Origin of the sequence: Nonomuraea sp. NPDC003804 (genome assembly GCF_040610675.1) — a bacterium.
GTDB lineage: Bacteria > Actinomycetota > Actinomycetes > Streptosporangiales > Streptosporangiaceae > Nonomuraea.
In genome coordinates this window covers 212942-235825 of record NZ_JBEXMT010000011.1, presented here as the reverse complement: position 1 = coordinate 235825, position 22884 = coordinate 212942, and the positions used below count along the sequence as shown (strand labels likewise).

Genomic DNA, 22884 nt, shown 5'->3' with positions numbered 1-22884 from the left:
CATTCCTGCGAACGATGTGCTCTTGATGCGAACACTGTACGCAGGAGGATGGTTGTACGCAAGCGCGCATGATGTTCGCGTCATGCGCCTCGCGAGAGAACGGGCATGCGCTCACGTCGCTCCCGATGGCATGCTGGCAACGTGGTCGTACGCCTCCGCATCGCCGAAGAGCTGAGACTGTTCCTCCCAGTGGCCCGCCGCCAGGAGTGGCACGACGTGCCGCTCGACGGCACGGCCACGCTCGGGCACCTGGTCGAGGCGCTCGGCGTCCCGCTGACCGAGGTCGGTCCGATGCGGGCCGGTGACAGCGGCGTCGAGCCGTCGTACCAGCCCGCCGCCGGCGACGTGATCGAGGTGCCCCCGGTGCCGCGCCCGCAGCGGCTGCCCGAGGGGCCCCGCTTCCTGCTCGACGTGCACCTGGGCACCCTGGCCAGGCGGCTGCGGCTGCTGGGCATCGACACCGCCTACCACAACGACATGGACGACCCCTCGCTGGTCGCCCAGGCCAACGCCGAGCGGCGGGTCCTGCTGACCCAGGACCGCGGGCTGCTGCGCCGCCGCGCGCTGTGGCTGGGCGCGTACGTGCGTGGGTCGCGGGCCGACGATCAGCTGCGCGACCTGCTCGGACGGTTCGCGCCGCCGCTGCGCCCGTGGACGCGCTGCACCGCGTGCAACGGCGAACTGGTCGCTGTCGGCAAGGAGGAGGTCGAGCCGCTGCTCGAGGCCGGCACCCGGCGCAACTACGACGCCTACGGCCAGTGCGGGGAGTGCGGCCAGGTCTACTGGCGCGGGGCGCACAGCGACCACCTGGAGGAGATCGTCCGTACGGCTTACGCCCACCCCGCGACCGGCGGCTGACGTCCTGCTACCGTGCGCACCTGCGTACAGTGTGCGCTATCGTGTTTTCGGAGAGGAGGGCCCATGCCATCCGACAGCAAGCCCGTTCCCTCGGTGTGGGTACGTCCCCGCCGCCAGCGGGAGCAGCCGGTGTTGAGCCGGGAGCACATCGTGGCCGAGGCCGTACGCCTGCTGGACGAGGAGGGCCTCGAAGCCCTCAGCATGCGCCGCCTCGGCCAGCGGCTGGGAGCCGGCGCCACCTCGCTCTACCGCCACGTCGCCAGCAAGGACGAGCTGATCGAGCTGGTCGTCGACGAGGTCTACGGCGAGATGCGGGTGCCCGACGCCGACGGCCCCGCCGGCTGGCGGTCGGCCACCACCGAATGCGCCCACAGCCTGCGCGCGATGATCCTGCGCCACCCCTGGATCGCCGCCGTGCTCGGCCAGGTCGGCCTGGCCTCCCTGGGGCCCAACCTCGTCCGGCAGTCGAGCCGCATGATCGCGCTGTTCGAGGCGGCGGGCTTCGCGCCCGGCGAGGCCAACAGGGCCATGGACACGCTCATCGCCTACGTCATCGGGATGGGCACCAGCGAGGCGGCCTACCTGTCGCTGCTCGCCCGCAGCGGCCTGAGCGAGCGGGAATGGCTGGAGAGCCTGCGTCCGGCCGCCGAGGCGGCCGTGAGCGACCACCCGCGCATTCGTGACGGCTTCTCACCTCCTGAGGGGGATCCCGCGAAGGTCCGCGAAGAGAACTTCGGCTACGGCCTGGACCGGGTCCTGGACGGCCTGGCCGTCCGCCTCGCCGCCACCGGGTGAGGCCGGGCAGGCGTCGAGCCCCGCGCCGACGTCTCACCTGACGGCGCTCGCCCGGCCGCCGTGACCAGCGGCTCGACCGTTCGCTTCCCTGCCGACGTCGTCCCGGTGCTCGACGCCGGACGGCAGCCGCCCCGCTCGAGACCCCGATTCCGGCACCGCCCCGCCCGCACAGCGGCGGACGTCGTGCGCGCCTGCGATGCAACACTTCGCGGCCGAACTCCTTCAAGGTCGTGAAGGAACGACGAAAGGCGAAGGTAGTTGGAATCCGATTCCCGCTTCGCGGAATTCGTGGCGGAGCGTGGTGATGCGTTGCTCCGCTACGGCTACGTGCTCACGGGCAACGCGCACGACGCCGCCGACCTGGTTCAGGAGGCGCTGCTCAAGCTGCGCGGCGCCTGGCACCGGGTACGGCTGAAGGACCGCCCGGAGAGCTACACGCGTACCACGATGGCCAGGCTGCACGTAGCCGCCTGGCGACGACGGCGGCGCGAGCACCTTGTCTGGAGCCCGCCCGAGACTGAGCATCACGACACGCTGCCGACGGGGGACGAGCAGGCCCTGTGGGAAGCGCTGGCCGAGTTGCCGCGCAAGCAACGCACGGTCCTGGTGCTGCGGTACTACGAGCAGCTGACCGACGCGGAGATCGCCGACCTGCTCGGCATCTCGACCGGGACCGTGCGCAGCCAGGCCTCGCGGGCGATGGACAAGCTCCGCGCCGCCCTACCGATTCCAGAGACGGCCCAGAAGAGGAGCGTGCGATGAACGATCTTGAAGAGACCCTGCGCAGCACCCTCGGCCACGCGGCCGAGCGGGCGCCACGCCGGCTCGGCGCACTCGCCACCCAGGTGGAGGCCCGCCATCGGCAGCGCAGGCGGCGCACGCAGGCCGCGCTCGCGGCCGCGGCGGTGGCCGTGCTCGCGGGCGGCACCACGTTCGTCCTGACCGGGCCGGGGCCGGCCGCTCCGACCTTGGGCAATCCCCGAGCCACAGTCAGCGCCGAGGTCGCCACTGCTGCGCCGGCGGACCGAGCACTGCCCGAGCCGGTGGAGAAGGTATGGCCGCAGGCGGTGCACAAGCTCCCCGCGAGGCTGCCGGGCGGCAGCAGGTTCCAGCCTGTCGCCTTCATCGACGACCGGACCGTGCTGGTCGAGACCCAGGCGAGCTTCGAGAAGGCCGACGCCCTGTTCGCCTACGACCTCGAGACGCACGAGGCGCGCCGACTCGCCGACGTGCCGACACCGGAGGGGACGGTGCTGTTCGCCTCCGACTTCACTATCGGCGACGGTCACATCGTGTGGTGGACGGCGAACAAGGAAGGCGTCGCGCAGCTCTGGTCGGTGCCGGTGACCGGCGGCCAGGCGAAGCTCGTGGCCGAGCGGAAAGCCACCGTCCCGACGGAGGAGCGCGACAACGACGCCGCGCTGGACCCGCCGGCGGTCGCGAACGGCAGGATCACGTTCTCCTTCCGCAGCGGAGGCGTGTTCAGGGTGTCACTCGACGGCGGCACCACCGAACCGGTGCCGGACGCCGAGAGGCTGCACGTTCTGAAGGGGCCGTGGATCGGTCCGGGCGGCTGGTACGGCCCTGATGACGGGGTGCGGTTCGGCGAGATACGCAATGTCGAGACCGGCGAGACCAGGACCGCTGTCACCCGGCCCGGCGAGCGGGACGTCAGGTGCGGCGTGACATCGTGCATGGGTCTCCGCGCCGGCGGCAGGGAAGCGTTCGTCCGGCTGCGCGACGGGTCCGGGGAGCGGAAGCTCCCCGGCGGCTTCACTTTCCACCGCCTGCCGGCGCGAGACCGTTTCCACACGGCGCTCGCCGGCGACGCGAACGCCCGCGGGATGGCGCTTCATGACCTGGCCACCGGCACCGCCGCCGACCTCGGGATCCGGATGGGCAAGGACAACAGCGTCGCCTCCCCCCAGCCGGCGCTGGACGAACGGCTGATGGCCTACCCCGTCGGGGACGAGATCGTCGTCCTCGACCTGTCGAAGATCCCGTAGGGCTGGAGCCTGAGGTCGCCGGCCGAGTGACGGACGCACGGGCTCACCCGGGCGGCCCAGGTGAGCGGCGCTCGCGGATGCGTGGTGGCTGCCGTGGAGGAGGCCCCCACGGCCGCCCGCCCGCCTCGCTAGTCGAACAGGACGATCTGGCGCAGCGCCTCACCGTTGCGCAACGCCGCCACCGCCTCGTTCAGGTCGGTCAGCTTGATCCGGGCGCTGATCAGCGAGTCGAGGTCGAGCTGGCCCGCCTTGTACAGCTCCGCGAAGTACGGGAAGTCGTGCCTGACGTCGGCCTCGCCGTACAGCGAGGAGAGCAGGTTCTTGCCCTCGAACAGCAGGCTGAAGGCCGAGATCGACACCATGTCGTCCATGGCGCCCGCGCCCACCACGATGACGTCGCCGCCCTGGCGGGTGAGCTGCCAGGCGCTCTGGATGGTGGCCGACTTGCCGACGACCTCGAAGCCGTAGTCGAAGCCCTGTCCGCCGGTGAGCTCCTGGAGCGCCCCCGGCAGGTCGTCGGGGGTGACGGCGTGGGTGGCGCCGACCTTCAGCGCCAGCTCGTGCTTGGCGGCGAGCGGGTCGACGGCGAGGATGGTGCGCGCGCCCGAGATGCGGGCGCCCTGGATGACCGACAGGCCGACGCCGCCGCAGCCGATGACGGCGACGGTGGAGCCCGGCCGGACGCGCGCGGTGTTGACGGCCGCACCGACGCCGGTGGTGATGCCGCAGCCGATGAGGGCGGCCGCCTCCCACGGCACGGCGGGATCGACCTTGATCGCTCCCTGCCACGGGACGATGATCTCCTCCGCCCAGGTGCCGCTCCCTGCCATGCCGTACACCATCGTGTCGCCCATCCGGAAGGTGCCGGTGGTGAAGGACTCGACGACGTACTTCATGCAGAGGTACGGCTGGCCCCCCACGCACAGCGCGCACTCCTGGCAGGCGGGGCGCCAGTTGATGATGACGTGGTCGCCCGGCTGGACCGAGGTGACGTGGTCGCCGACCTCCACGACCTCGCCCGCGCCCTCGTGGCCCAGGACCAGCGGCACCGGCTGCGGAAGAGCGCCGGTCATCGCCGACAGGTCCGAGTGACAGACCCCGGTGGCCTTGATCTTGACGCGCACCTGGGCCGGGCCGACGGGGGCGAGAGTGATGTCGTCGCGGATGTCGAGCTTGTCGTCTCCTACGGTGTGGAGCAGCGCTGCGCGCATGGGGGGTTCACTCCTCGAGTGAGAGGGCGGCTTTCGGACATGACCGCACCGCGTGGCGGACGCGGTCCAACATCTCCGGCGGCGGCTCAGGCAGCAGGATGTGCAGCTGGTCGTCGTCGTCCACCTCGAAGACCTCGGGCGCGAGCCCCATGCACACGGCGTTGGCCTCGCAGACCAGGTAATCGACTTTGATCTTCATGACAGCCTCCTGTGGTCCCATGAGACCACTCTGGTCGGCTCCACGACGAACGCGGCGCGCTTTTTCCCGGTGTGTTCCACGTACTCCCTGAGCAGCTCGTCGGGCACGCCGGGGGTCATCCGCCGGGCGATCTCCATGCCGATGTCGAGGGTCGTCTCGACCTGCTCGGCGACGCCGTACACCAGGACGCCGCGGAGCTCGGCGTAGTCGTCGCCCGACTCGATCAGGCAGCTGACCCGCGGGTCGCGTTCCAGGTTGCGGGTCTTCTGCGCCTTGCCGTAGGTCCAGAAGGCGATCCGGCCGGCGTCCAGGGCGTAGAACATGGTCACCAGGTGCGGGGTGCCGTCCGGGTTGATGGTCGCGAGCTGCAGCTTGCGCGACTCCTGGAGGAAGGCGGCGATGTCGTCGTCGGACATCGCGATGCGGGCGCGCTGGTTCACGTGCCAAGTAGAACAGGTTCCAGAATCTCGTTCAAGAGGAATGTTCGGTTCGAGTCGTGAGTAAGGTGCTCGTCATGGAGATGCCGCCCGATCTGCTGCTGGCCGCCGAGCGCGCCAAGGGGTTCATGCCCGCCGACGAGGGCATGGCGCTGTTCAGGGCCGCCCTCCGGTACGGCACGCGCGGCCCCATCTGCGAGATCGGCACCTACTGCGGCAAGTCGGCCGTCTACCTCGGCGCCGCCGCCCGCCTGACCGGCTCGGTCGTGGTGACGGTCGACCACCACAGGGGATCGGAGGAGATCCAGCCGGGCTGGGAGCACCACGATCCCACGCTCGTCGACCCGCGCTTCGGGAAGATGGACTCCCTGCCGACCTTCCGCACGACCATCGCGGAGGCGGGCCTCGAGGACGAGGTCATCGCGATCGTGGGCCGCTCGGAGCAGGTCGCGCGGCTGTGGAACACGCCGCTGGCGATGCTGTTCATCGACGGCGGCCACTCCGACGAGCCGGTGACGCGCGACTACGAGGGCTGGTCACCGCACGTGATGGTGGGCGGGGCGCTGGTCTTCCACGACATCTACCCGGATCCGGCCGACGGCGGGCAGGCGCCGTACCGGGTGTATCTGCGCGCGCTGGAGACCGGCGCCTTCGAGGAGACCTCGGTGACGGGCTCGCTCCGCGTCCTGACCCGCCTGCGCTAGCCGGTCCCTTCTTCCACGGCCGGTCCCGCCTTCCTGCGGCCAGGGCACGCCTTCATGGAGCCGGGTCCGGTGCAGTCAGTGAGCGCGGCGCCGCCGGCAGCCCCTCACCGGTTCCTGCGGAGCCACGCGCGGCGGGTGTGGGCCTGCCAGGAGAGGAAGTCCTCGGGGCTGTGCGGGTCGTGACCGAGCTCGATCAGCGCCCGGTCCGCCCACGCGGCGGCCTGCTCGGGCTCGGCCCCCGCCATCAGCTGGACGGCGTGCTCCGCGTGGCCGGGCAGGTGCCCCTCGCGGAGCATGGCGGCCGCCGCGAGGGCCGCGCCCTGCGTCAGATGGGCGCGGAAGCCGTCGGAGGCGGCGTAGGCGGTCAGCCTGCACAGCTCGTCCAGGTCCGCGCCGCCCACATACGTGGCCGCGAACGCCACGCCGCTCCACAGGTCCGCCCTGCGCGTCGCCGGATACTCGGCGACGCGCGCCGAGACGTCCTCCGGCGAGGCGCAGTCGTGGAACCAGAGCATGCGCCCCAGCCCCTGGTCGAACAGCGCGCGCCGGCTCCTGGTGAGCAGGCGGGGAACGGCGCGCTCACCCACCATCCGGTCGGCGCGGGCGAGCGAGCGCTGGAAACCGAACCCGTCGACCGCCAGCCAGCGCAGCAGCGGATGCGTGCCGCCGAGACCCTGCAGGGGGCGGACCCGCAGCCCCGCGTACGCCCGGCCGGCGCCGAGGTACGCGAGGTGCTGGTGCCGTATGGCGGGGCCGGCTAGTAGCTCGCGAAGGCGCCGGCCCCGGGTCATGGTGAGCAGGTCGAGGGTCGCGCACGCCGTGGCGGCGCCCGCGTACCCGAAACCGCGCTGCTCGGGTGAGAGCTCGTCGATCCTGCCCGTCTCGCGGGACAGGACCGCGTTGTAACCGAAGACGTACGACCGCTCGGAGCGCTCGATGGCCGCTCGGGCGGGCCCCGACCGCAGGCGGAAGCGGCGCCTGCCGAGGTCGGCCTCGGCAGGGTCCTTCGCCAGCAGGCGCCGGAGCCCCGACGAAGGGGAGACGGTCGGATCGGTCGTGACCTGCTCCAACAACGCAAGCGTGCCCGTGTCGCCCACTCTTCCCCCGAAGACGCATCGAACGGCCACTGACGAACCTAGTGAGCGCGTCGCGGCGTCCCTCGGCGGCGCTCCGCCCCCTGTGGCAAAGAAGCGATAAAACGGCTTGCGGGTGCCGGCGGCCGGGAAGCGCCGTGCGGGATCAGGAACGCTCGCCGTACAGGGAGGGGCTGGTCTGCCCGGAGACGGGGATGTCGCGGAACAGGCCCGCGGCCGGGGTGAACCCGGAGAGGGCGTCGGCGGCCAGGATCACGGCGGCGGCGGTGTAGCCGGAGCGCTCGTGCGGGAAGTGCTTGCGGTTCACGAACTGCCAGCCGGTCCAGTACGAGCCGTCCTCGTGCCGCAGGTGCTGCATGTCGGCGAACAGCCGTCCGGCCCGCTCGCGGTCGCCGACGGCGTCGAGGGCGAGCACGAGCTCGCAGGTCTCCGCGCCCGTCACCCACGGCTGGTCGGACACGCAGCGGATGCCGAGGCCGGGCACGACGAAGGTGTCCCACTCCTTGTCGAGCAGGTCGAAGGCCAGGTCGCCGCGGACGGCGCCGCCGAGCACGGGGTAGTACCAGTCCATCGAGAAGCGGCTCTTGTCGGCGAACGCCTCGGGATGGTTCCGCAGCACGTTGGCCAGACGGTCGGCGGCCAGCTCCCAGTGGGGCTGCGGGTCGCCGAGCCGCTCGCCGAGCAGGACACCGCTGCGCAGGCCCTGGTGGATGCTGGAGCAACCGGTCAGCAGCGCGTAGCCGGACGGGTGGCCCTCCGCGTCACGCTCCCAGACGATCTCGCCGCGCGGGGTCTGGAGGTCGACGACGTAGTCCAAGGCCTTCTTGACCATGCCCCAGCGCCCGTGCGCCGCGTCCAGGTCCTCGGTGACGAGGAGGTCGTGCCAGGCGCCGACGGCCACGTAGGCGGCGTGGTTCGTCTCGCCGCCCCGCTCGACCGCCTCGCCGGCGACCAGCTTCATCGGCCACGAGCCGTCCTCGCGCTGGTGGGCCGCCAGCCAGGCGTAGCCGCGCTCGACCTCGTCCCTGAGGCCCGCCACGGCCATGGCCATGAGGCACTCGACGTGGTTCCACGCGTCGACGTGCCCCTCGGGCCACGGCACGCCGCCGTCGCCCTCCTGGATGGCCGAGATGCTCAGCGCTGTCCGGAGGACGTGCTCCCGCGTGATCACGCAGGCTTCCTGATGTAGAGCACCACGCTCTTGCCGACGACCTGGTTCAGCACGGCCTCGGCCACCCTGGTCGTCCGCGGGCGCTTCATGATGTCCCAGACCAGGAGCTTGTGGTACGCCTTGGCCAGCGGGTGGTCGTCATTGTTCACGCCGACCGCGCACTTGATCCACCAGTACGGCGCGTGCAGGCCGTGCGCGTAGTGGTGCGGACCCACCCTGAAGCCCGTCGCCTTCAGCTTGGCCCTCAGCTCCGCCAGCGTGTAGATCCTGATGTGCCCGCCGGGAGCCGTGTGGTAGGCCTCGCTCAGCGCCCAGCAGATCCGCTCGGGCAGGAACGCGGGCACGGTGATCGCGGCCAGCCCGCCCGGCTTGAGCACCCGCAGGATCTCCCGCATCGCGGTCGTGTCCTCGTGGATGTGCTCCAGCACCTCGGCGGCGATCACCCGGTCGAAGCTGTCGTCCTCGAACGGCATGTCGAGCGCGGTGCCCTGGACCGTCTCGCCGGTGCCCTCGGCCTCGCCGGCCTCCTCCATCGCCGCGAACATCGACTTCACGCCGTCGAGCTCGGCCTGGTCCATGTCGAACGCGACCACGTCCGCGCCCCTGCGCAGCACCTCGAAGGCGTGGCGGCCGCCGCCGCAGCCCAGGTCCAGCACCCGATGGCCCGGTCCGACGGGCAGCCGGGTGAAGTCGACGGTCAGCACTTGCCGAACTCCTCAATGGCCTCTCTGTAGGCCTCGACGGTCTTCTTGGCGACGACGTGCCAGGTGTAGCGCTCCATCACGCGGTCGTAGCCCGCCTTGCCGACCCGCTCGCGCTCCTCGGGGTCGTCGTGCAGGCGGCGCAGCACCGCGGCGAGCTCCTCGGGGTCGCCCGGCGCCACCTGCACCGCCGCGTCGCCGACCACCTCGGGCAGCGCTCCGGTACGGCTGGCGACCAGCGGGGTGGCGCAGGCCATGTGCTCGACGGCGGGCAGGGAGAAGCCCTCGTAGAGGCTCGGGACCACGGAGATCTCCGAGGTGGCGATCAGCTCGCCGAGCTCGTCGTCGGAGATGCCGTGGACGAAGCGGACCCGGTCCTGGAGCGACAGCTCCTGGACGAGCTGCTCGGTGGGGCCTCCGGGGGTCGGTTTGCTGACGACGGTAAGGTTCACGTCGCGCTCGGTGGCCAGCTTGGCGACCGCCCGCAGCAGCGTCGCGACGCCCTTCATCGGGGAGTCGGCGGAGGCCACGGCGACGATGGAGCCCTTCCTGCGCGGCTTGTCCGGCCTCGGGTGGAAGTAGCGCGTGTCCACGCCGAGCGGGATCAGGCGCATGTTGGCCTGCGGGACGTTGAAGTCGCGGTGGATGTCGGCCAGGCTCGACTCGCTGACCGTGAGGATCGGCTTCAGCCTCGGCGCCACCTTGGCCTGCATCCTGACGAACCCGTACCACCTGCGCATGGTCAGCTTCTTGGCGCCCGTGGCCGCCTCGAGTTCGATGCGCCGGTCCACGCTGATCGGGTGGTGGATGGTCCCCACGACGGGGAACAGCTTCTGGATGCCGAGCAGGCCGTACCCGAGGGTCTGGTTGTCCTGGACGACGTCGAAGTCGCCGACGCGCTTCTTGAGCTCGCGGTAGGCGCGCAGGGTGAAGGTCAGCGGCTCGGGGAAGCCTGCCGTCCACATCGTCCCGACCTCGAGCCAGTCGATCCAGTCGCGGTACTCGTGCAGCTTCGGGGTGCGGAAGGGGTCTTCGTCGCGGTAGAGGTCGAGGCTCGGGACCTTGTTGAGGATGACGCCCTCGTCCAGCTCCGGGTACGGCTGGCCGGAGAAGACCTCCACGTGGTGACCCAGTGCGACCAGTTCTCTGCTGAGGTGGCGGAGGTAGACGCCTTGACCGCCACAGGTGGGCTTACTCCGGTAGGAAAGCAGCGCAATCCGCACGGATACCCCTTTCTCCACCGGTACCGTGAAAGATGACCTTAGTCTGCGCACCTTACCATTGGGTAGGTATGCGGGACCTCTTGTGGAATTGTTCCTCGGTTGGCTTTCACGGCGCGCGAACTGGGAAGTTAGCCTGACCGAACGGCGTTCGGTGGAACGCGTTCTATGGCGGTTGCTGCTTCACCAGGGACCTAGCTGTACATTCCCGTCCCAACGACTAACGATGGAGGACCCCGTTGGCCAGGCGCGCGCTGATCACCGGCATCACCGGGCAGGACGGTTCCTACCTGGCCGAGCATCTGCTCTCCCTGGGCTACGAGGTGTGGGGGCTGGCCAGAGGACAGGCCAACCCGCGGGTGTCCCGGATGCGCAAGCTGCTGGCCGACGTCCAGGTCGTCAGGGGCGACCTGCTCGACCAGGGCTCGCTGATCTCCGCGGTGGAGAAGGTGCGGCCCGACGAGGTCTACAACCTCGGGGCGATCTCGTTCGTGCCGATGTCGTGGGAGCAGGCCGAACTGACGGCCGAGGTCACCGGCATGGGCGTGCTGCGGATGCTCGAGGCCATCAGGGTGTGCTCCTCGCGCGGCGCCTCCATCCGCTTCTACCAGGCCTCGTCCTCCGAGATGTTCGGGCAGGTCAGCGAGACGCCGCAGAACGAGCGCACCTCCTTCCACCCGCGCTCGCCGTACGGGGTGGCCAAGGCCTACGGGCACTTCCTCACCCAGAACTACCGGGAGTCCTACGGCATGTACGCCGTGTCGGGGATCCTGTTCAACCACGAGTCGCCGCGACGGGGCGCCGAGTTCGTCACGCGCAAGGTGTCGCTCGGGGTGGCCCGGATCAAGCTGGGGCTCGCCTCGGAGCTGCGGCTCGGCAACCTCGAGGCGCGGCGCGACTGGGGGTTCGCCGGCGACTACGTCAAGGCGATGCACCTCATGCTGCAGGCCGATGCGCCCGAGGACTACGTGATCGGCACGGGACGCACGCAGTCGGTGCGGGAACTCGTCGAGGCGGCGTTCAAGGCGGCCGACCTGGACTGGGAGCGGTACGTCGTGTGCGACCAGGCGCTGCACCGGCCGGCCGAGGTGGACCTGCTGTGCGCCGACCCGAAGAAGGCCCGCACCCAACTGGGGTGGGAGCCTGTGGTGTCGTTCGAGGAACTCGTGGCGATGATGGTCGAATCGGACATCCGCCTGCTTTCCAACGGGGGCGATCCCGACCAGGACAGCTCCTGGCCCTGACCCCTGGTGCGGGTGCGGGCGGTAGGCGGCCCTGCCCCCCGGCGCGGGGTGTGGACGGTTGTGGCCTTGCCGGCCCCGCGTGGCGGTGGGGGAGACGCTCGCCATGGCCGACAGGGGCGCCGCCTCCCCCCGCGAGACGTGGCTGCGGGTCATCCTCGTCGAAGGCGGCCTGCCCAGACCCGCCACCCAGATCCGCGTCGACCTGCCGGGTGACAGGCTCGCCTACCTCGACCTCGGCTGGCCCGCGCACTTCCTCGGCGTCGAGTACGACGGGCACGAGCACCACAGCTCGCCCGCCGACCGGCGGCGCGACGCCAACCGCCGCGCCGCCCTGCGCGAGGCGGGATGGCGGGTCATCCCCGTCAGGCGCGACGTCGTCCCCGCCCGCTCCGCCGACCTCGTCGAGCAGGTCGCCAACGCCCTCATCGAATGCGGCTGGCAGCCCGCTCCGGCCGAGGTCACCCGCATCCTCGCCCGGCTGAGCGCCGCTCGCCGCCGCCGGTGGTGATCACGGATGCAGCGACAGCCCCTTGGTGACCTTGTCCACCGTGTTCCTGGGCCCGTAGAGCGCCAACCCCACCACCTGCAGGTCCTCGGCCGCCACCGCCCGCACCGCGGCCCTGTTGTCGTCGTCGTTGCCCGTCTTGAACAACTCCTCGGTGTAGACGGCCACCCGTATCCCCCTGGCCAGGGCGCGCTCGCGCACCCGCGCGAGGTCCTCCCCGTCGCCGGCGTAGACGAGCACCGGCTGCCTGAACATCGGCAGGTAGACGTTGCCCGACCCGTCCTCGTACGGCTGCCCGACCGTCTCGGGCTCCCCACCCGCCACAGCGCTGGAGAGGAAGGCGGTGACGTTCAGCTTCTGCCAGACAGCGAGATCCCGGCGGACCACGATGCCGATCTTCGTATCGAACCGCATGCGCCCAGCCTCCCGTTGCACGGGCCAGGCGGTCTTGAACGCTCGTGCGCACCGGAACACCGCTGCGCACCTTGGGCTCCTCCTGCCCGCGTGTACGGCCGGCGGTCACGCTCCGCCGTCACCGGCCCGCAGGGGTGGGCGGCGGGCCCAGGTGGCCCAGCGCCAGAGCCATTCCAGCGGACCTTGGCGGTATCTCCGCAGCCAGAGCGTGGACCACAGCCACTGCACGGCGAGGATGGCGCCGGCGATCGCCACGACCATGGCCGAGGTCCAGCCGTCAGGCGAACTGCCGATGAGACGGGCGGTCACCAGGACCAGGAGCGTGGCGGTCAGGTAGTTGGTCAGCGCCATACGGCCCAGCGGCGCGAACACCCTCTGGAGCGCCGGCCGCAGCGGCGTTCTGAGCAGGAGCAGCAGAGCGCACACGTACGCACCGGCGATCAGCAACCCGGCGAGGCCGAACCAGGGGTGCGAGTCACCAGCCGGCGTTTCGATCTGCAGCAGGACGGCGGGCACCGCCCCCGCCGCGAAGAGCAGGCCCAGCGCGGCCGGACCCCACACGGCACGCTCGATCCGGTCGATCACGCCGTACCGGGTCAGTGCCGAGCCCAGCAGGAACAACCCTGGCACCAACGGCACGCCGTTGCCGCCGAGAATCGGCGGCAACACCAGGAGGACCGCGGCGAGTCCCGCGACGGCCCAGCGCGGCAGCCAGGTCGAGGGCAGCAGCACCAGCAGGCCGACGACGGCATAGATGGTCAGGATGTCGCCCCGCCACAACACGAACATGTGAACCAGGCCGATGGCGAGCAGCGCCAGGAGGCGGCGCAGCAGGAGCACCCGCGGGTGCGGGACCTTCCGTCCCGCGGAGTCCAGCAGCAGCGAGAAGCCGACCCCGAACAGCAGGGAAAAGATCGGGAAGAAGCGCTGGTCGACGAACAGCCCCAGCCAGGCGCCGTCATCCTGACTCGCCGCCACCATGGGCTGGGTGACCGATGCGCCGTCGACCATGTGGGCGATCGGCTTGACGTTGGCCAGCAGGATTCCGCACAGGGCGAACCCGCGGACGACGTCGAGCGCGGCGATGCGAGGGCGGGCGGCCGAGCGCGGCTCCCCATGGGCGACGACGTGGCGACCTGCCTGCTCGGACAGCCCGGGCGGGGGAGCAGCAGTGCTGCCCGGCTCGTGGTGGCCGGGGTGTCGAAGCCGGGCGTGCTGGGGCGGGCGGAATTCTTCATCGGACGGGTGGAACTCTTCACGGGACATGAGGACACATCCTGCGGACCCGGGTCCGGGAGCGGCACGGGTCGAAAGCAGGGTTCGCGGCAGCGGGACCGTACTTTCGGCCGGTTCAGCGCAAGGGCTCGGCGGCCTAGCCTGAAGCGCGTGAACGGCCGTGATCGACTGGACGGGCGCCCCGAGGGCGAGGCCGGCGCCCGGGGCGTGGCGACGGCGGCTGAGGCCGAGGTTCGGTGCGTCGGGACGGTGGCCGAGGCTGAGGCCGAGGTTCGGGATGTCGGGACGGTGGCCGAGGGCGACGTCCGAGGTGTGGGATGGCGGGCGAGGCTGAGACTCCTGGTGGGGACGGTGGCCAAGGCCGATGTCCGAGGTATGCGGGCGGCGGGCGAGGCCGGGCTCGGGGTCGTGTTCGCCGGTCTGCTGGCCTTCTGGGCCTATCGGGTCGCGGACAGTTGGGGCGGCGGCTACTGGACGTTCGGGTGCGTGGCCGGGGCGATCGTGTGCGGGCTCGCCCTGGCGCGGCGGCGCGGCCGGGCGTGGGCGGCGGTCGCCGGCCTGGCCGTCGCGGTGGCGGCCGTCCTGGCCTCCCGGTTCGGCGGACTGCCGGCCGAGCCCGGCCCGGCCATGGCCCTGGCCCTGTCCGTGCTGGTCGGGTCGGCGGTCAGGGCGCTTCCTGTCCTCCAGGCCTGCGCCGTCGCTGCCGGTGGGCTGGCGGTGGCCGCCAGCAGCCTGCTCAGCGCCCACGCGTCCGCCTCCCCCCTCCCGCCCGTGACGGCGCTGAACGCCGGCGCATGGCTCGCCGGGGTCGCGATCGGGCTGTGCTCACGCCTGCTGGCCGCCCGCCGCCGGGCCATGGCCGAGGACGTACGCCGCCACGAGCGCCTCCAACTCGCCAGGGAACTGCACGACGTCGTCGCCCACCACGTCACCGGCATCGTGCTCCAGGCCCAGGCCGCCCAGGTCCTCGCCCGCAAGCAGCCGGACCGGCTGAGCGGACCCCTGTCCGACATCGAGACAGCCGGCTCCGACGCGCTGACCGCCACCCGCCGCCTCGTCGGCCTGCTTCGGGAGGCCGTTCCGCCCACGCCGCCTCGCGAGAGCCTCGCCGACCTGGTCGAGCGCTTCGACGGACCCGACGTACGCCTGCGCCTGCCCGGCGGCGAGGACGAGCCGGCCTGGCCGCCCGAGGTGAGCAGCACCGTCTACCGGGTGGTCCAGGAGTCGCTGACGAACGTGGCCCGCCACGCCCCGCACACCCAATGCGTCGAGGTCACCGTCGTCCGCGAGCACGACACGGTCACGGTGGAGGTCTCCGACGACGCCCCGCCCGCCCCGGAACGGCGCTACCGCCGCGGCGGATACGGACTGGTCGGCATGCGCGAACGCCTGGAAGCGCTGGGCGGCACGCTCCGCGCCGGTCCCCGCCCGGGGCAGGCCGGCTGGTCGGTGCTCGCCACCCTGCCCCTGCCCACCCGCTCGCTCACCCGCCCGCCTGCCGGAAACGTCGATGACCATCCCAAGGAGCGACCCAGACCATCCCAGAAGGGCTGATGACGGTCGGGGAGCTGGCGCTTGTGACGTTCGTGGATGGGCTGGTGACGGCCCTGGACGGGCTGGCGACGGTGGGGTGGGGGTGTGCGTGACGGCCCTGGATGGTTTGGTGATCGTGAGTTGGGGTGTGTGTGACGATCGGGGGAGGGCTGATGGCGGCGGGAAGTGGGCGCGTGTGACGTTCGTGGATGGGCTGGTGAGGGTGGGATGGGGGTGCCCGTGACGATCCTGGAAGGGCCGATGACGACCGGGCGAGGGGGCCCATGACGATCAGTGTCCTGCTGGCCGATGACCAGGCGATGGTGCGCGCCAGCCTGCGCGTCATCCTCGAGGACCAGCCCGGTATCGAGGTCGTCGCCGAGGCCGCCGACGGCGACGAGGCGGTCATCCTGGCCCGGCGGCTGCGCCCGGACGTGTGCCTGGTCGACATCCAGATGCCCCGCCTCAACGGCATCGAGGTCACCCGCGCTCTGGCCGGGCCCGGCGTGTCCGACCCGCTGCGGGTCGTCGTGGTCACCACATTCGACCTCGACGAGTACGTCTACGGCGCGCTCCGCGGCGGCGCCGTCGGCTTCGTGCTCAAGGACGCCGGACCGGACCTGCTGGTGGAGGCCGTCCGGGCGGCGCATGCCGGGGACGCGCTCATCTCCCCGTCGATCACCCTGCGGTTGTTGCGTCACGTGACGTCCTCCGGGGCCCCTGCCGCCCGCCGTTCCGCGCAGCCGCTGTCGGAACGGGAGACCGAGATCGTCCGGGCGATCGCCAGAGGCCGCACCAACCAGGAGATCGCCGCCGAACTGTTCATCTCGCTCAGCACGGTCAAAGGCCACGTCTCCGCCGTCCTGACCAAGCTCGGCGTCCGCAACCGGGTCGAGATCGTCTCCTGGGCCTGGGAAAGCGGCCTGATGGGCGGCTGGTAGCAGCCCACCCCACCTGATGGCCCCGGAGCCCCCCGGCTCAGGCGCGGGGTGCGTAGTCGTGGAGCGAGCTCGCCGACGGTCTGCCCTGGCCTGCCGACGAGTACGCCCGCGACCAGGACAGCCGGCAGGTACCCCCGTCCGTAACCCCGACCACACGATGCGACGGACACAGATGCGGCGGACACAATGGGAAGGTGACGCGTGACTGGTCCCGCTACTGGCGCTCTCCCGACAGGCCGCTGGAGGCGATGCACGCCCACTTCGAGCAGCACGTCTACCACCGCCACAGCCACGACACCTACTCCTTCGGCGTCACCGAGATCGGCGCGCAGGCCTTCACGTGCAGGGGCTCGGCCCACACCAGCGCCACCGGCATGGTCATGGCGTTCAACCCCGACGACCCCCACGACGGCCACGCCGCGGACCGGTTCGGGTTCACCTACCGGATCATCCACATCGGCCCCGAGGTGGTCGCCGACGCCCTGGAGGACAGCACGGGCAGCCGCATGGGCCTCCCCCTGTTCACGGCACCCGTCCTGGAAGACCCCGTGCTCGCCCACACGTTGCACGCCCTCCACCGCGCCCTCCTCGGTGGCGCCTCCACCCTGCGCCGCGACGAACTGCTCAGGGCCACGGTCGCCGCGATGGTCCGCCGCGGCAGCACCACCGGGGACCTGCCCAGCGGCACACCGCTAACCGGCGCCCAGCTCATCGCCGAACGCGTGCGCCGCCGCCTCGACGACTCGCCGCTGGACGATCTCACCGCCGCTGACCTCGCCCAGGCCGCAGGGTGCAGCCGTTTCACGGTCTACCGGGCCTTCCAGTCGGCGTACGGCTTCGCGCCGAGCGACTACCAGCGCCAGCTCAGGCTCAGGATCGCCCGGCGCCTCATCGCCCGCGGGCTTCCCCTCGCCGAGGTGGCCGCCCGGTCGGGGTTCGCCGACCAGAGCCACCTGACCCGCTGGTTCACCCGCACCTACGGCGTCACCCCCGGCATCTACCGTCAGGCAGGCCTTCTTCCCAGAAGATGACACACCGAACGACGGCTCGCCGGCTCCTGCGGACACCGAGGCCGGACGAGGAAGCACGCCTGACCGGCGGCCAGAACGCGCCAGTCCCCGTCCGGGGTCCCTTCCAGGTCTCTGGCGTCGCTACGCCTTCGTCCCGATCGCAACCCCACCTCCGACCGTTGCCGCCAGTGCCGCGGCCGGTGAGGGCTGCTGGACGGGTGCGCTCGTGGACGGCGTGCCCTGTACCCGGTATCCCTGTCGGCGTGTTGCCCTCGATGTGCCCTCTCTGCGAGTCGAAGCTGCCCTTCAGGGATGTCAGGCGCACCCGGAGGCGTTCGCCTGCGGACGTGCTCTGCGGATGTGCCCTCAGGAGGAGCGTGTTTTGCGGGACGTGTCCTCAGGAGGACGTGCCCTGAGGACGTGTTCTGCGGGCGTGCCCTGAGGACGTCCTCTGCGGATGTGTCGTCAGTAGGACGTGTCCTGCGGACGTGCTCTGCGGATGTGTCCTCAGGAGAGGGTGACGGGAAGGTCCTTGATGCCGTTGATGAAGTTGGAGCGCAGCCGCCGGGCCTCGCCGGTCTGTCGGATCCGGGGGAACCTCCTGGCCAGTTGCTCGAACAGCACCCGCAGTTCCAGCTTGGCCAGATGGTTGCCGAGGCAGAAGTGCGCTCCTCCGCCGCCGAAGCCGATGTGCGGGTTCGGGTTGCGGCCGACGTCGAACGTCTCGGGGTCGGTGAAGACGGCGGCGTCCCTGTTGGCCGAGGAGTAGAACACAACCACCTTGTCGTCGGCCTTGACGGGTTGCCCGCCGAGAGTGAGGTCGGCGGTGGCCGTCCTGCGGAAGAGGTTGACCGGCGAGACCCAGCGGACGATCTCGTCGGCCGCGGTCCTGGCGAGCGTGGGGTCGGCGGCGAGCCGTTCCCACTGGTCGGGGTGCTCGAAGAGGGCGAGCATGCCGCCGGACGCGGCGTTGCGCGTGGTCTCGTTGCCGGCCACGACGAGGAGCAGGACGAACAGCTCGAACTCGTTCTCGGTGAGGCGTTCGCCGTTCTCGTCGGGCTGGAGGAGCTTGGTGACGATGTCGTCGCGAGGGGCGACGCGGCGTTGGGCCGCGAGCGTGGAGGCGTAGGAGTAGACCTCCATGGCGGCGGCGCCGCCTTCATCGGGGGAGGCGGCGTAGTCGGGGTCCTGGGCGCCGATCATGCGGTTCGACCAGGTGAAGAGCTTGTCGCGGTCGGAGACGGGGGCGCCGAGGAGTTCGCAGATCACGTAGAGCGGCAGGGGAGCGGCGATCTCGGTGACGAAGTCGGTGTCTCCTGAGCACTTGTCGAGGAGGTCGTCGCAGATGTCGCGGATGTGCTGCTCGAGGGCGCTGATCGTGCGAGGGGTGAAGCCGCGGTTGACCAGGGCGCGCCGCCTGGTGTGCTCGGGCGGATCCTGGTTGAGCATCATCATCCGCTGCAGCGCGCGCTGCTCCTCGGGCATCTCGTTGAACAGGGCGAGCTTGCGCGCCGACGAGAACAGGTCCGAGTGGCGGGAGACGTGGGTGACGTCCTCGTGCCGGGTGACGGCCCAGAAGCCCGGCTCGCCGGGGTGCCAGTAGACGGGCGCGTGTTCCCGGAGCCAGCGCAGTTGCTCGTGCGGGGGGCCGGAGGTCGCGTACTGGTCCTGATCGACGAGATCGATGCGCACGAGCCGTCACCTCGACTTGATCAAGCGCTTGGTAGGACAATGTATTGAAACGTGTTCTATTACACGGCTGGACAACGGTCAAGACGCCGATCGGTGCCTTCCGCGTGCCGCCGCCGTCCCGGATGGGCGGCTCTTCCGTCGTGACACCTGCCCGCGCAGACGCCTGGAGACGCCTCCTCCTGCGGGTGCGCGCCCCGCCGTGTGGGCTGGCTCCGTCGATGGAGGCTGGGGGCCGTCCTTCTGTAGGGGTCGGCATCCGCCTGCCGGCAGGATCCGGCCGAGCCCTGTTGATACAGGTTCTCGACTCGGGATCAGAGGATGCCGGGGGCGCGACATGCCGAGGTCTCGGGGCTCCCACCTGTACGGCGGGTGCCGGACCGTGGTCGTCGAAGGTTCGCTGGGTCGCCTGTATGGCGGGTGCCGGACCGTGCGTGTCGAAGGTTTGTCGGCCCGACGTACGGCGGGTGCCGGACCGTGCGTGTCGAGGGTTCGTCGGCCCGCCTGTACGGCGGGTGCCGGGCCGCCACGTGTCGTCGTCCTCACGGGTGCCGGGTGCCGAAGTCCACGCGCATCTCCTTGATGCCGTTGATGAAGTTGGAGCGCAGCCGGCGGACCTCGCCCGCCAGGGCGATGTCGGGCAGGCGGCGGGCGATGGTCTCGAACAGCACGCGCAGCTCCATCCTGGCCAGGTGCGCGCCGAGGCAGAAGTGCGGCCCTCCGCCGCCGAAGCCGAGGTGCGGGTTCGGGTCCCTGCCGATGTCGAACACCTCGGGACGCGCGAACACCGACGGGTCCCGGTTTGCGGCGCTGTAGTAGACCACGATCTTGTCGCCGCGGCTGACCGGTTGGCCGCCGATGCTGGTGTCGGCCGTCGCGGTCCGGCGGAACTGCATGACCGGCGTGGCCCACCGGACGATCTCCTCGACCGCGGTGGGAAGCAGCTCGGGATGCGCCAGCAGCCGCCGCCACTGCTCCGGGTGGTCGAAGAACGCCTTCATCCCGAGCGAGGCCGCGTTGCGTGTGGTCTCGTTGCCCGCCACGGCCAGCAGGATCGTGAACATCCCGACGTCGTCGGGTGACAGCACCGCCCCGTCGGCGTCCGGAGTGATCATCTTGGTGATCAGGTCGTCGCGGGGGTCGTGGGTGCGCTCGGCCGCCAGCGCGTTGCCGTACGCCATCAGCTCGCTCCCCGCGGCCTGCCCGTCCTCGTAGGTGGTCTGGAACTCGGGGTCGTCCCACCCGATCAGCCGGTTCGACAGGTCGAACAGCAGGTCCCTGTCCTCGACGGGCGCGCCGAGCAGTTCGCAGATCACCTGCAGTGGGAGCGGCGCGGCGACCTGGGTGACGAAGTCGCCCTCGCCCGAGCACCGGTCGAGGAGGTCGTCGCAGACCTCCCTGATGTGCTGTTCGAGCCTGCCGATCATGCGGGGGGTGAACCCCTTGTTGACCAGCGAACGCCGTTTGGAGTGCTCGGGCGGGTCCTGGTTGAGCATCAGCAGCCGTTGCAGTTCCTTGTCGGGCTCCGGGTACTCCCCGCTCATCGCCAGGCCCTCGTAGGAGGAGAACAGTTCGGGGTGCCGGGAGACGTGCACCACGTCGGCGTGCCTGGTGACCGCCCAGAATCCGGGGCTTTGCGGGTCGGCGTGCCAGTGCACGGGGGAGTGCTCCCGCAGCCATGCCAGATCCCGGTACGGCACGCCGCGCTCGTAGACGGCGGGGTCGTAGAGCTCGATCATGCGGCGGCTCCTCACTTGATCAAGCGCTTGGTCTCGTAAGTGTTGTATTACGGTCCTGTACGCCCGTCAAGGAGAGCTGCTTTTCTAGCTAGATTGCATTCCTAACTAGCTTGCTTTACGGTCTAAGTCGTTACGGAACCTTCCTCGATGGTCGGAGGTCGCTCCCCATGCCTGTCGTCCTGTTCGCGCTCCTGGTGATCCACCTGGCCGTCGTCAGCCCCCTGCTCGGCCGCCGCACCTACGCGGCCCTGCGCGAGAACCGGAGCCGGTACACGCGGATGTCCCTCATCTGGATCGGCGAGCTGTGGGCGATCGCGCTCGTGGCGCTGGCGATCGTCGGGCTGTCTTCCGACCTGGACCTGGCGGGCATCGGCCTGCTCGCGACCGAGGACCTCTCGACGGTGCTCGGGATGATCGTCGGCCTGACGATCGTGACCCTCGCCGCCGGCCTGGTGATCCGGCTCAAGAAGATCACGATGCCGGGGCAGGCCGCGTTCGAGGCGCTCATCCCCAGGACGGCGGGCGAGCGCTGGCTCGCGCTCGGTCTGGCCATCAGTGCAGGCGTCTGCGAGGAGATCGTCTACCGAGGGCTGCTGATCTCGGGCTTCATGTCGCTCCTCGACCTTCCCCGGCCGGTCGCGGCGGGCCTGGCGCTGGCGATCTTCGTCGTGGGGCACCTCTACCAGGGCTGGAGGGGCATGGTGATGGTGACGCTCGCCGGGTTCTCGCTCACGATGCTCTACTTCTCGACCGGGTCGCTGCTTCTGCCGATCGTGCTGCACATCCTGGTCGACGTCCGCTCCCTCCTCATCACGCCCCGGCTCGCCCCCACCGCCGAGGGCAGGGGGAACGGCACGGCGGGCGTCCCTACCGCCCACGCCTGACCGCTTCCCGCCGCCGGGTGGGCCTGCGGGCGGTGAGGTGGGGTCGGCGTGTGGTGAGGCGGCGGCCGTTCGGGTGATTGGAGATCGGGGCGGGCCGTCTCGATGGGTGGGGATCGGTGAGGAGGGAAGGCGGGCTGCTGGGCGAGTGGTGTAGGTGGTGGAGCGGGATAGATAGCATCACTACCGTGGAAAGATGGGGCGCATGACCGCTGATCGCCGTGCGAGCTGGCTCAAGGGCGTGCTCGACCTCCTGGTCCTCGCCAGCCTCACCGAGGGCGAGAACTACGGCTACGAGATCGCCAAGAGCCTCGCCGAATCAGGCCTGGGCCAGATCAAGGGCGGCACCCTCTATCCCGTCCTCAACCGCCTGGAGGAGGCCGGCCTGGTCGCCGCCGAGTTCCGGGTGACCGAGCGGGGCCCCGGCCGTCGCTACTACCGGCTCACCGAGCAGGGCAGGCGGACGCTCACCGAGCAGGGCGGCCTGTGGCTCGCGTTCGACCGGTCCGTGCGGTCGGTGCTGGAGCAGGGAGGCGTCAATTGAGCCGCTACTTCGACGAGCTCGCCGTACGGCTGCGCGAACGCGGGATTCCGGAGGAGACCGTGCGGGCCACGGTCGCCGATCTGAGCGCTTACCTGGCCGAGACCGGCGCCGACCCGGAGGAGGAGTTCGGCACGGCGGAGGAGTTCGCCGAGCAGCTCAAGATGACGCCGGAGACGGAGCCGGCCGTCCAGGCCGACACCTGGCGCTGGACCGCCGACATCTTCGTCGACGAGCGGCGGCTGAACGAGTTCGGTGACCAGGGCTGGGAGGTCGACAAGGTCGACGCGCTCGGCTGGTTCGTCAGCCATCGCGATCCGCGCGAGCCCCAGCGGTGGGAGTACCGCAGGGAGGTCGGCACCCGCAAGGGCAGGCAGGCGCTGGCCGAGCGGCTGGCACCCGACGGCTGGGAACCGTGCGGCACGTGGGTGTTCTACGAGTACTTCAAGCGTCCGAAGGCCGCCAGCCTGGGTCCTGACGCGGCGATCGACTCGCCGCCGAGCGCTCCGGCGAAGGGCGTCTTCTTCAGCAGGCGGTTCTACGCGCTGATCGTGGTCATGGTGGTGGCACTGGCCGGGGCGCTGGCGTTGCTGCCGTCGGCGTCGGGCGCGGGGGAGGGGTTCCTGGTGGGCTTGCTTCTCGGCGCCGCGGGCGCTGGGCTGGCCGGTCTGGTCGCCCTCTGGGTGGCCGGCCGCCGCCATGACAGGTCCCGCCGCGAACCCTGACGTCGCAGGCCGACCGCCGGCGGCTTCAGG

General features: G+C 70.9%; 24 protein-coding genes. 13 read left to right on the top strand and 11 right to left on the bottom strand.

Going from position 1 to position 22884, the window contains the following annotated elements; translation table 11 throughout:
• The first annotated feature begins 105 nt into the window (after positions 1–105).
• The 4 genes from ABZX22_RS17925 (at position 106) to ABZX22_RS17910 (ending at position 3659) form a co-directional block, all read left to right on the top strand.
• Positions 106–858, top strand: a complete 753-nt coding sequence (locus tag ABZX22_RS17925; RefSeq protein ID WP_354910021.1) for a Mut7-C RNAse domain-containing protein — start codon at positions 106–108, stop codon at positions 856–858.
• 63 nt (positions 859–921) lie between these two features.
• Positions 922–1653 carry a TetR/AcrR family transcriptional regulator gene (locus ABZX22_RS17920; protein WP_354910018.1) on the top strand — a complete coding sequence of 244 codons (732 nt, stop codon included), beginning with the start codon at positions 922–924 and terminating at the stop codon, positions 1651–1653.
• Positions 1654–1911: 258 nt separating this feature from the next.
• Positions 1912–2415 carry a SigE family RNA polymerase sigma factor gene (locus tag ABZX22_RS17915; RefSeq protein ID WP_354910015.1) on the top strand — a complete coding sequence of 168 codons (504 nt, stop codon included), beginning with the start codon at positions 1912–1914 and terminating at the stop codon, positions 2413–2415.
• A complete protein-coding gene (locus tag ABZX22_RS17910) occupies positions 2412–3659 on the top strand; it encodes a hypothetical protein (RefSeq protein WP_354910013.1) in 1248 nt (415 codons plus the stop codon). The genes ABZX22_RS17915 and ABZX22_RS17910 overlap by 4 nt, the downstream gene beginning before the upstream one ends.
• A gap of 128 nt (positions 3660–3787) precedes the next feature.
• Here ABZX22_RS17910 and ABZX22_RS17905 read toward each other — a convergent pair whose 3' ends face one another.
• From ABZX22_RS17905 to ABZX22_RS17895, 3 genes are read right to left on the bottom strand one after another with little or no spacing between them, the layout of a single operon-like run.
• The gene (locus tag ABZX22_RS17905; protein ID WP_354910011.1) at positions 3788–4870 is read right to left on the bottom strand and encodes a Zn-dependent alcohol dehydrogenase; all 1083 of its coding nucleotides are present in this window, start codon (positions 4868–4870) and stop codon (positions 3788–3790) included.
• Positions 4871–4877: 7 nt separating this feature from the next.
• The gene (locus ABZX22_RS17900; protein ID WP_354910008.1) at positions 4878–5069 is read right to left on the bottom strand and encodes a ferredoxin; all 192 of its coding nucleotides are present in this window, start codon (positions 5067–5069) and stop codon (positions 4878–4880) included.
• Positions 5066–5509, bottom strand: coding sequence for a pyridoxamine 5'-phosphate oxidase family protein (locus ABZX22_RS17895; protein WP_354910005.1), 444 nt, complete (start codon positions 5507–5509; stop codon positions 5066–5068). The genes ABZX22_RS17900 and ABZX22_RS17895 overlap by 4 nt, the downstream gene beginning before the upstream one ends.
• Before the next feature lie 80 nt (positions 5510–5589).
• Between ABZX22_RS17895 and ABZX22_RS17890 the strand changes: the two genes are divergently transcribed.
• Positions 5590–6210, top strand: coding sequence for a class I SAM-dependent methyltransferase (locus ABZX22_RS17890; protein WP_354910064.1), 621 nt, complete (start codon positions 5590–5592; stop codon positions 6208–6210).
• A gap of 104 nt (positions 6211–6314) precedes the next feature.
• Here ABZX22_RS17890 and ABZX22_RS17885 read toward each other — a convergent pair whose 3' ends face one another.
• From ABZX22_RS17885 to ABZX22_RS17870, 4 genes are all read right to left on the bottom strand, one after another.
• The gene (locus ABZX22_RS17885; protein ID WP_354910003.1) at positions 6315–7280 is read right to left on the bottom strand and encodes a DUF1702 family protein; all 966 of its coding nucleotides are present in this window, start codon (positions 7278–7280) and stop codon (positions 6315–6317) included.
• Between the two features lie 169 nt (positions 7281–7449).
• Entirely contained in the window at positions 7450–8475 is a 1026-nt protein-coding gene (locus tag ABZX22_RS17880) for a prenyltransferase (protein ID WP_354910002.1), read from the bottom strand.
• On the bottom strand, positions 8472–9179 hold the full coding sequence (locus ABZX22_RS17875) for a methyltransferase domain-containing protein (RefSeq protein ID WP_354909999.1): 708 nt from the start codon (positions 9177–9179) through the stop codon (positions 8472–8474). The genes ABZX22_RS17880 and ABZX22_RS17875 overlap by 4 nt, the downstream gene beginning before the upstream one ends.
• The gene (locus ABZX22_RS17870) at positions 9173–10399 is read right to left on the bottom strand and encodes a glycosyltransferase family 4 protein (protein WP_354909997.1); all 1227 of its coding nucleotides are present in this window, start codon (positions 10397–10399) and stop codon (positions 9173–9175) included. The genes ABZX22_RS17875 and ABZX22_RS17870 overlap by 7 nt, the downstream gene beginning before the upstream one ends.
• Before the next feature lie 236 nt (positions 10400–10635).
• Between ABZX22_RS17870 and ABZX22_RS17865 the strand changes: the two genes are divergently transcribed.
• A complete protein-coding gene (locus ABZX22_RS17865; protein WP_354909995.1) occupies positions 10636–11640 on the top strand; it encodes a GDP-mannose 4,6-dehydratase in 1005 nt (334 codons plus the stop codon).
• 79 nt (positions 11641–11719) lie between these two features.
• Positions 11720–12148, top strand: coding sequence for a DUF559 domain-containing protein (locus ABZX22_RS17860; protein WP_354909993.1), 429 nt, complete (start codon positions 11720–11722; stop codon positions 12146–12148).
• Here the strand turns inward: ABZX22_RS17860 and ABZX22_RS17855 are convergent, their stop codons facing one another.
• The gene (locus ABZX22_RS17855; protein ID WP_354909990.1) at positions 12149–12559 is read right to left on the bottom strand and encodes a DUF2000 domain-containing protein; all 411 of its coding nucleotides are present in this window, start codon (positions 12557–12559) and stop codon (positions 12149–12151) included. It abuts the gene before it with no gap.
• Between the two features lie 105 nt (positions 12560–12664).
• Entirely contained in the window at positions 12665–13825 is a 1161-nt protein-coding gene (locus tag ABZX22_RS17850; RefSeq protein ID WP_354909988.1) for a DUF418 domain-containing protein, read from the bottom strand.
• 120 nt (positions 13826–13945) lie between these two features.
• Between ABZX22_RS17850 and ABZX22_RS17845 the strand changes: the two genes are divergently transcribed.
• From ABZX22_RS17845 to ABZX22_RS17835, 3 genes are all read left to right on the top strand, one after another.
• Complete coding sequence (locus tag ABZX22_RS17845; RefSeq protein WP_354909985.1) at positions 13946–15349, top strand: histidine kinase; 1404 nt, start codon at positions 13946–13948, stop codon at positions 15347–15349.
• A gap of 263 nt (positions 15350–15612) precedes the next feature.
• Complete coding sequence (locus ABZX22_RS17840) at positions 15613–16269, top strand: response regulator transcription factor (RefSeq protein WP_354909982.1); 657 nt, start codon at positions 15613–15615, stop codon at positions 16267–16269.
• 194 nt (positions 16270–16463) lie between these two features.
• The gene (locus tag ABZX22_RS17835) at positions 16464–17300 is read left to right on the top strand and encodes an AraC family transcriptional regulator (protein WP_354909980.1); all 837 of its coding nucleotides are present in this window, start codon (positions 16464–16466) and stop codon (positions 17298–17300) included.
• 486 nt (positions 17301–17786) lie between these two features.
• Here the strand turns inward: ABZX22_RS17835 and ABZX22_RS17830 are convergent, their stop codons facing one another.
• Together ABZX22_RS17830 and ABZX22_RS17825 are read right to left on the bottom strand one after the other, a co-directional pair.
• On the bottom strand, positions 17787–18971 hold the full coding sequence (locus tag ABZX22_RS17830; protein WP_354909977.1) for a cytochrome P450: 1185 nt from the start codon (positions 18969–18971) through the stop codon (positions 17787–17789).
• A 539-nt stretch (positions 18972–19510) separates the two neighbouring features.
• Positions 19511–20707, bottom strand: a complete 1197-nt coding sequence (locus tag ABZX22_RS17825; protein ID WP_354909974.1) for a cytochrome P450 — start codon at positions 20705–20707, stop codon at positions 19511–19513.
• Between the two features lie 167 nt (positions 20708–20874).
• Here ABZX22_RS17825 and ABZX22_RS17820 point away from each other — a divergent pair, with 167 nt between their 5' ends.
• From ABZX22_RS17820 to ABZX22_RS17810, 3 genes are all read left to right on the top strand, one after another.
• Complete coding sequence (locus ABZX22_RS17820; RefSeq protein WP_354909971.1) at positions 20875–21591, top strand: CPBP family intramembrane glutamic endopeptidase; 717 nt, start codon at positions 20875–20877, stop codon at positions 21589–21591.
• Between the two features lie 202 nt (positions 21592–21793).
• On the top strand, positions 21794–22132 hold the full coding sequence (locus ABZX22_RS17815; protein ID WP_354909969.1) for a PadR family transcriptional regulator: 339 nt from the start codon (positions 21794–21796) through the stop codon (positions 22130–22132).
• Positions 22129–22854: a hypothetical protein gene (locus ABZX22_RS17810; RefSeq protein WP_354909966.1), complete on the top strand. Its 726-nt coding sequence runs from the start codon at positions 22129–22131 to the stop codon at positions 22852–22854. Before ABZX22_RS17815 ends, ABZX22_RS17810 begins: the two co-directional genes overlap by 4 nt.
• Positions 22855–22884 lie beyond the last annotated feature (30 nt).

Coding starts and splice junctions, on each gene's coding strand:
- ABZX22_RS17925 (WP_354910021.1), top strand. CDS start 106: ATGCGCTCACGTCGCTCCCGATGGCATGCTGGCAACGTGGTCGTACGC.
- ABZX22_RS17920 (WP_354910018.1), top strand. CDS start 922: ATGCCATCCGACAGCAAGCCCGTTCCCTCGGTGTGGGTACGTCCCCGC.
- ABZX22_RS17910 (WP_354910013.1), top strand. CDS start 2,412: ATGAACGATCTTGAAGAGACCCTGCGCAGCACCCTCGGCCACGCGGCC.
- ABZX22_RS17905 (WP_354910011.1), bottom strand. CDS start 4,870: ATGCGCGCAGCGCTGCTCCACACCGTAGGAGACGACAAGCTCGACATC.
- ABZX22_RS17900 (WP_354910008.1), bottom strand. CDS start 5,069: ATGAAGATCAAAGTCGATTACCTGGTCTGCGAGGCCAACGCCGTGTGC.
- ABZX22_RS17890 (WP_354910064.1), top strand. CDS start 5,590: ATGCCGCCCGATCTGCTGCTGGCCGCCGAGCGCGCCAAGGGGTTCATG.
- ABZX22_RS17855 (WP_354909990.1), bottom strand. CDS start 12,559: ATGCGGTTCGATACGAAGATCGGCATCGTGGTCCGCCGGGATCTCGCT.
- ABZX22_RS17850 (WP_354909988.1), bottom strand. CDS start 13,825: ATGTCCCGTGAAGAGTTCCACCCGTCCGATGAAGAATTCCGCCCGCCC.
- ABZX22_RS17840 (WP_354909982.1), top strand. CDS start 15,613: ATGACGATCAGTGTCCTGCTGGCCGATGACCAGGCGATGGTGCGCGCC.
- ABZX22_RS17825 (WP_354909974.1), bottom strand. CDS start 20,707: ATGATCGAGCTCTACGACCCCGCCGTCTACGAGCGCGGCGTGCCGTAC.
- ABZX22_RS17820 (WP_354909971.1), top strand. CDS start 20,875: ATGCCTGTCGTCCTGTTCGCGCTCCTGGTGATCCACCTGGCCGTCGTC.
- ABZX22_RS17815 (WP_354909969.1), top strand. CDS start 21,794: ATGACCGCTGATCGCCGTGCGAGCTGGCTCAAGGGCGTGCTCGACCTC.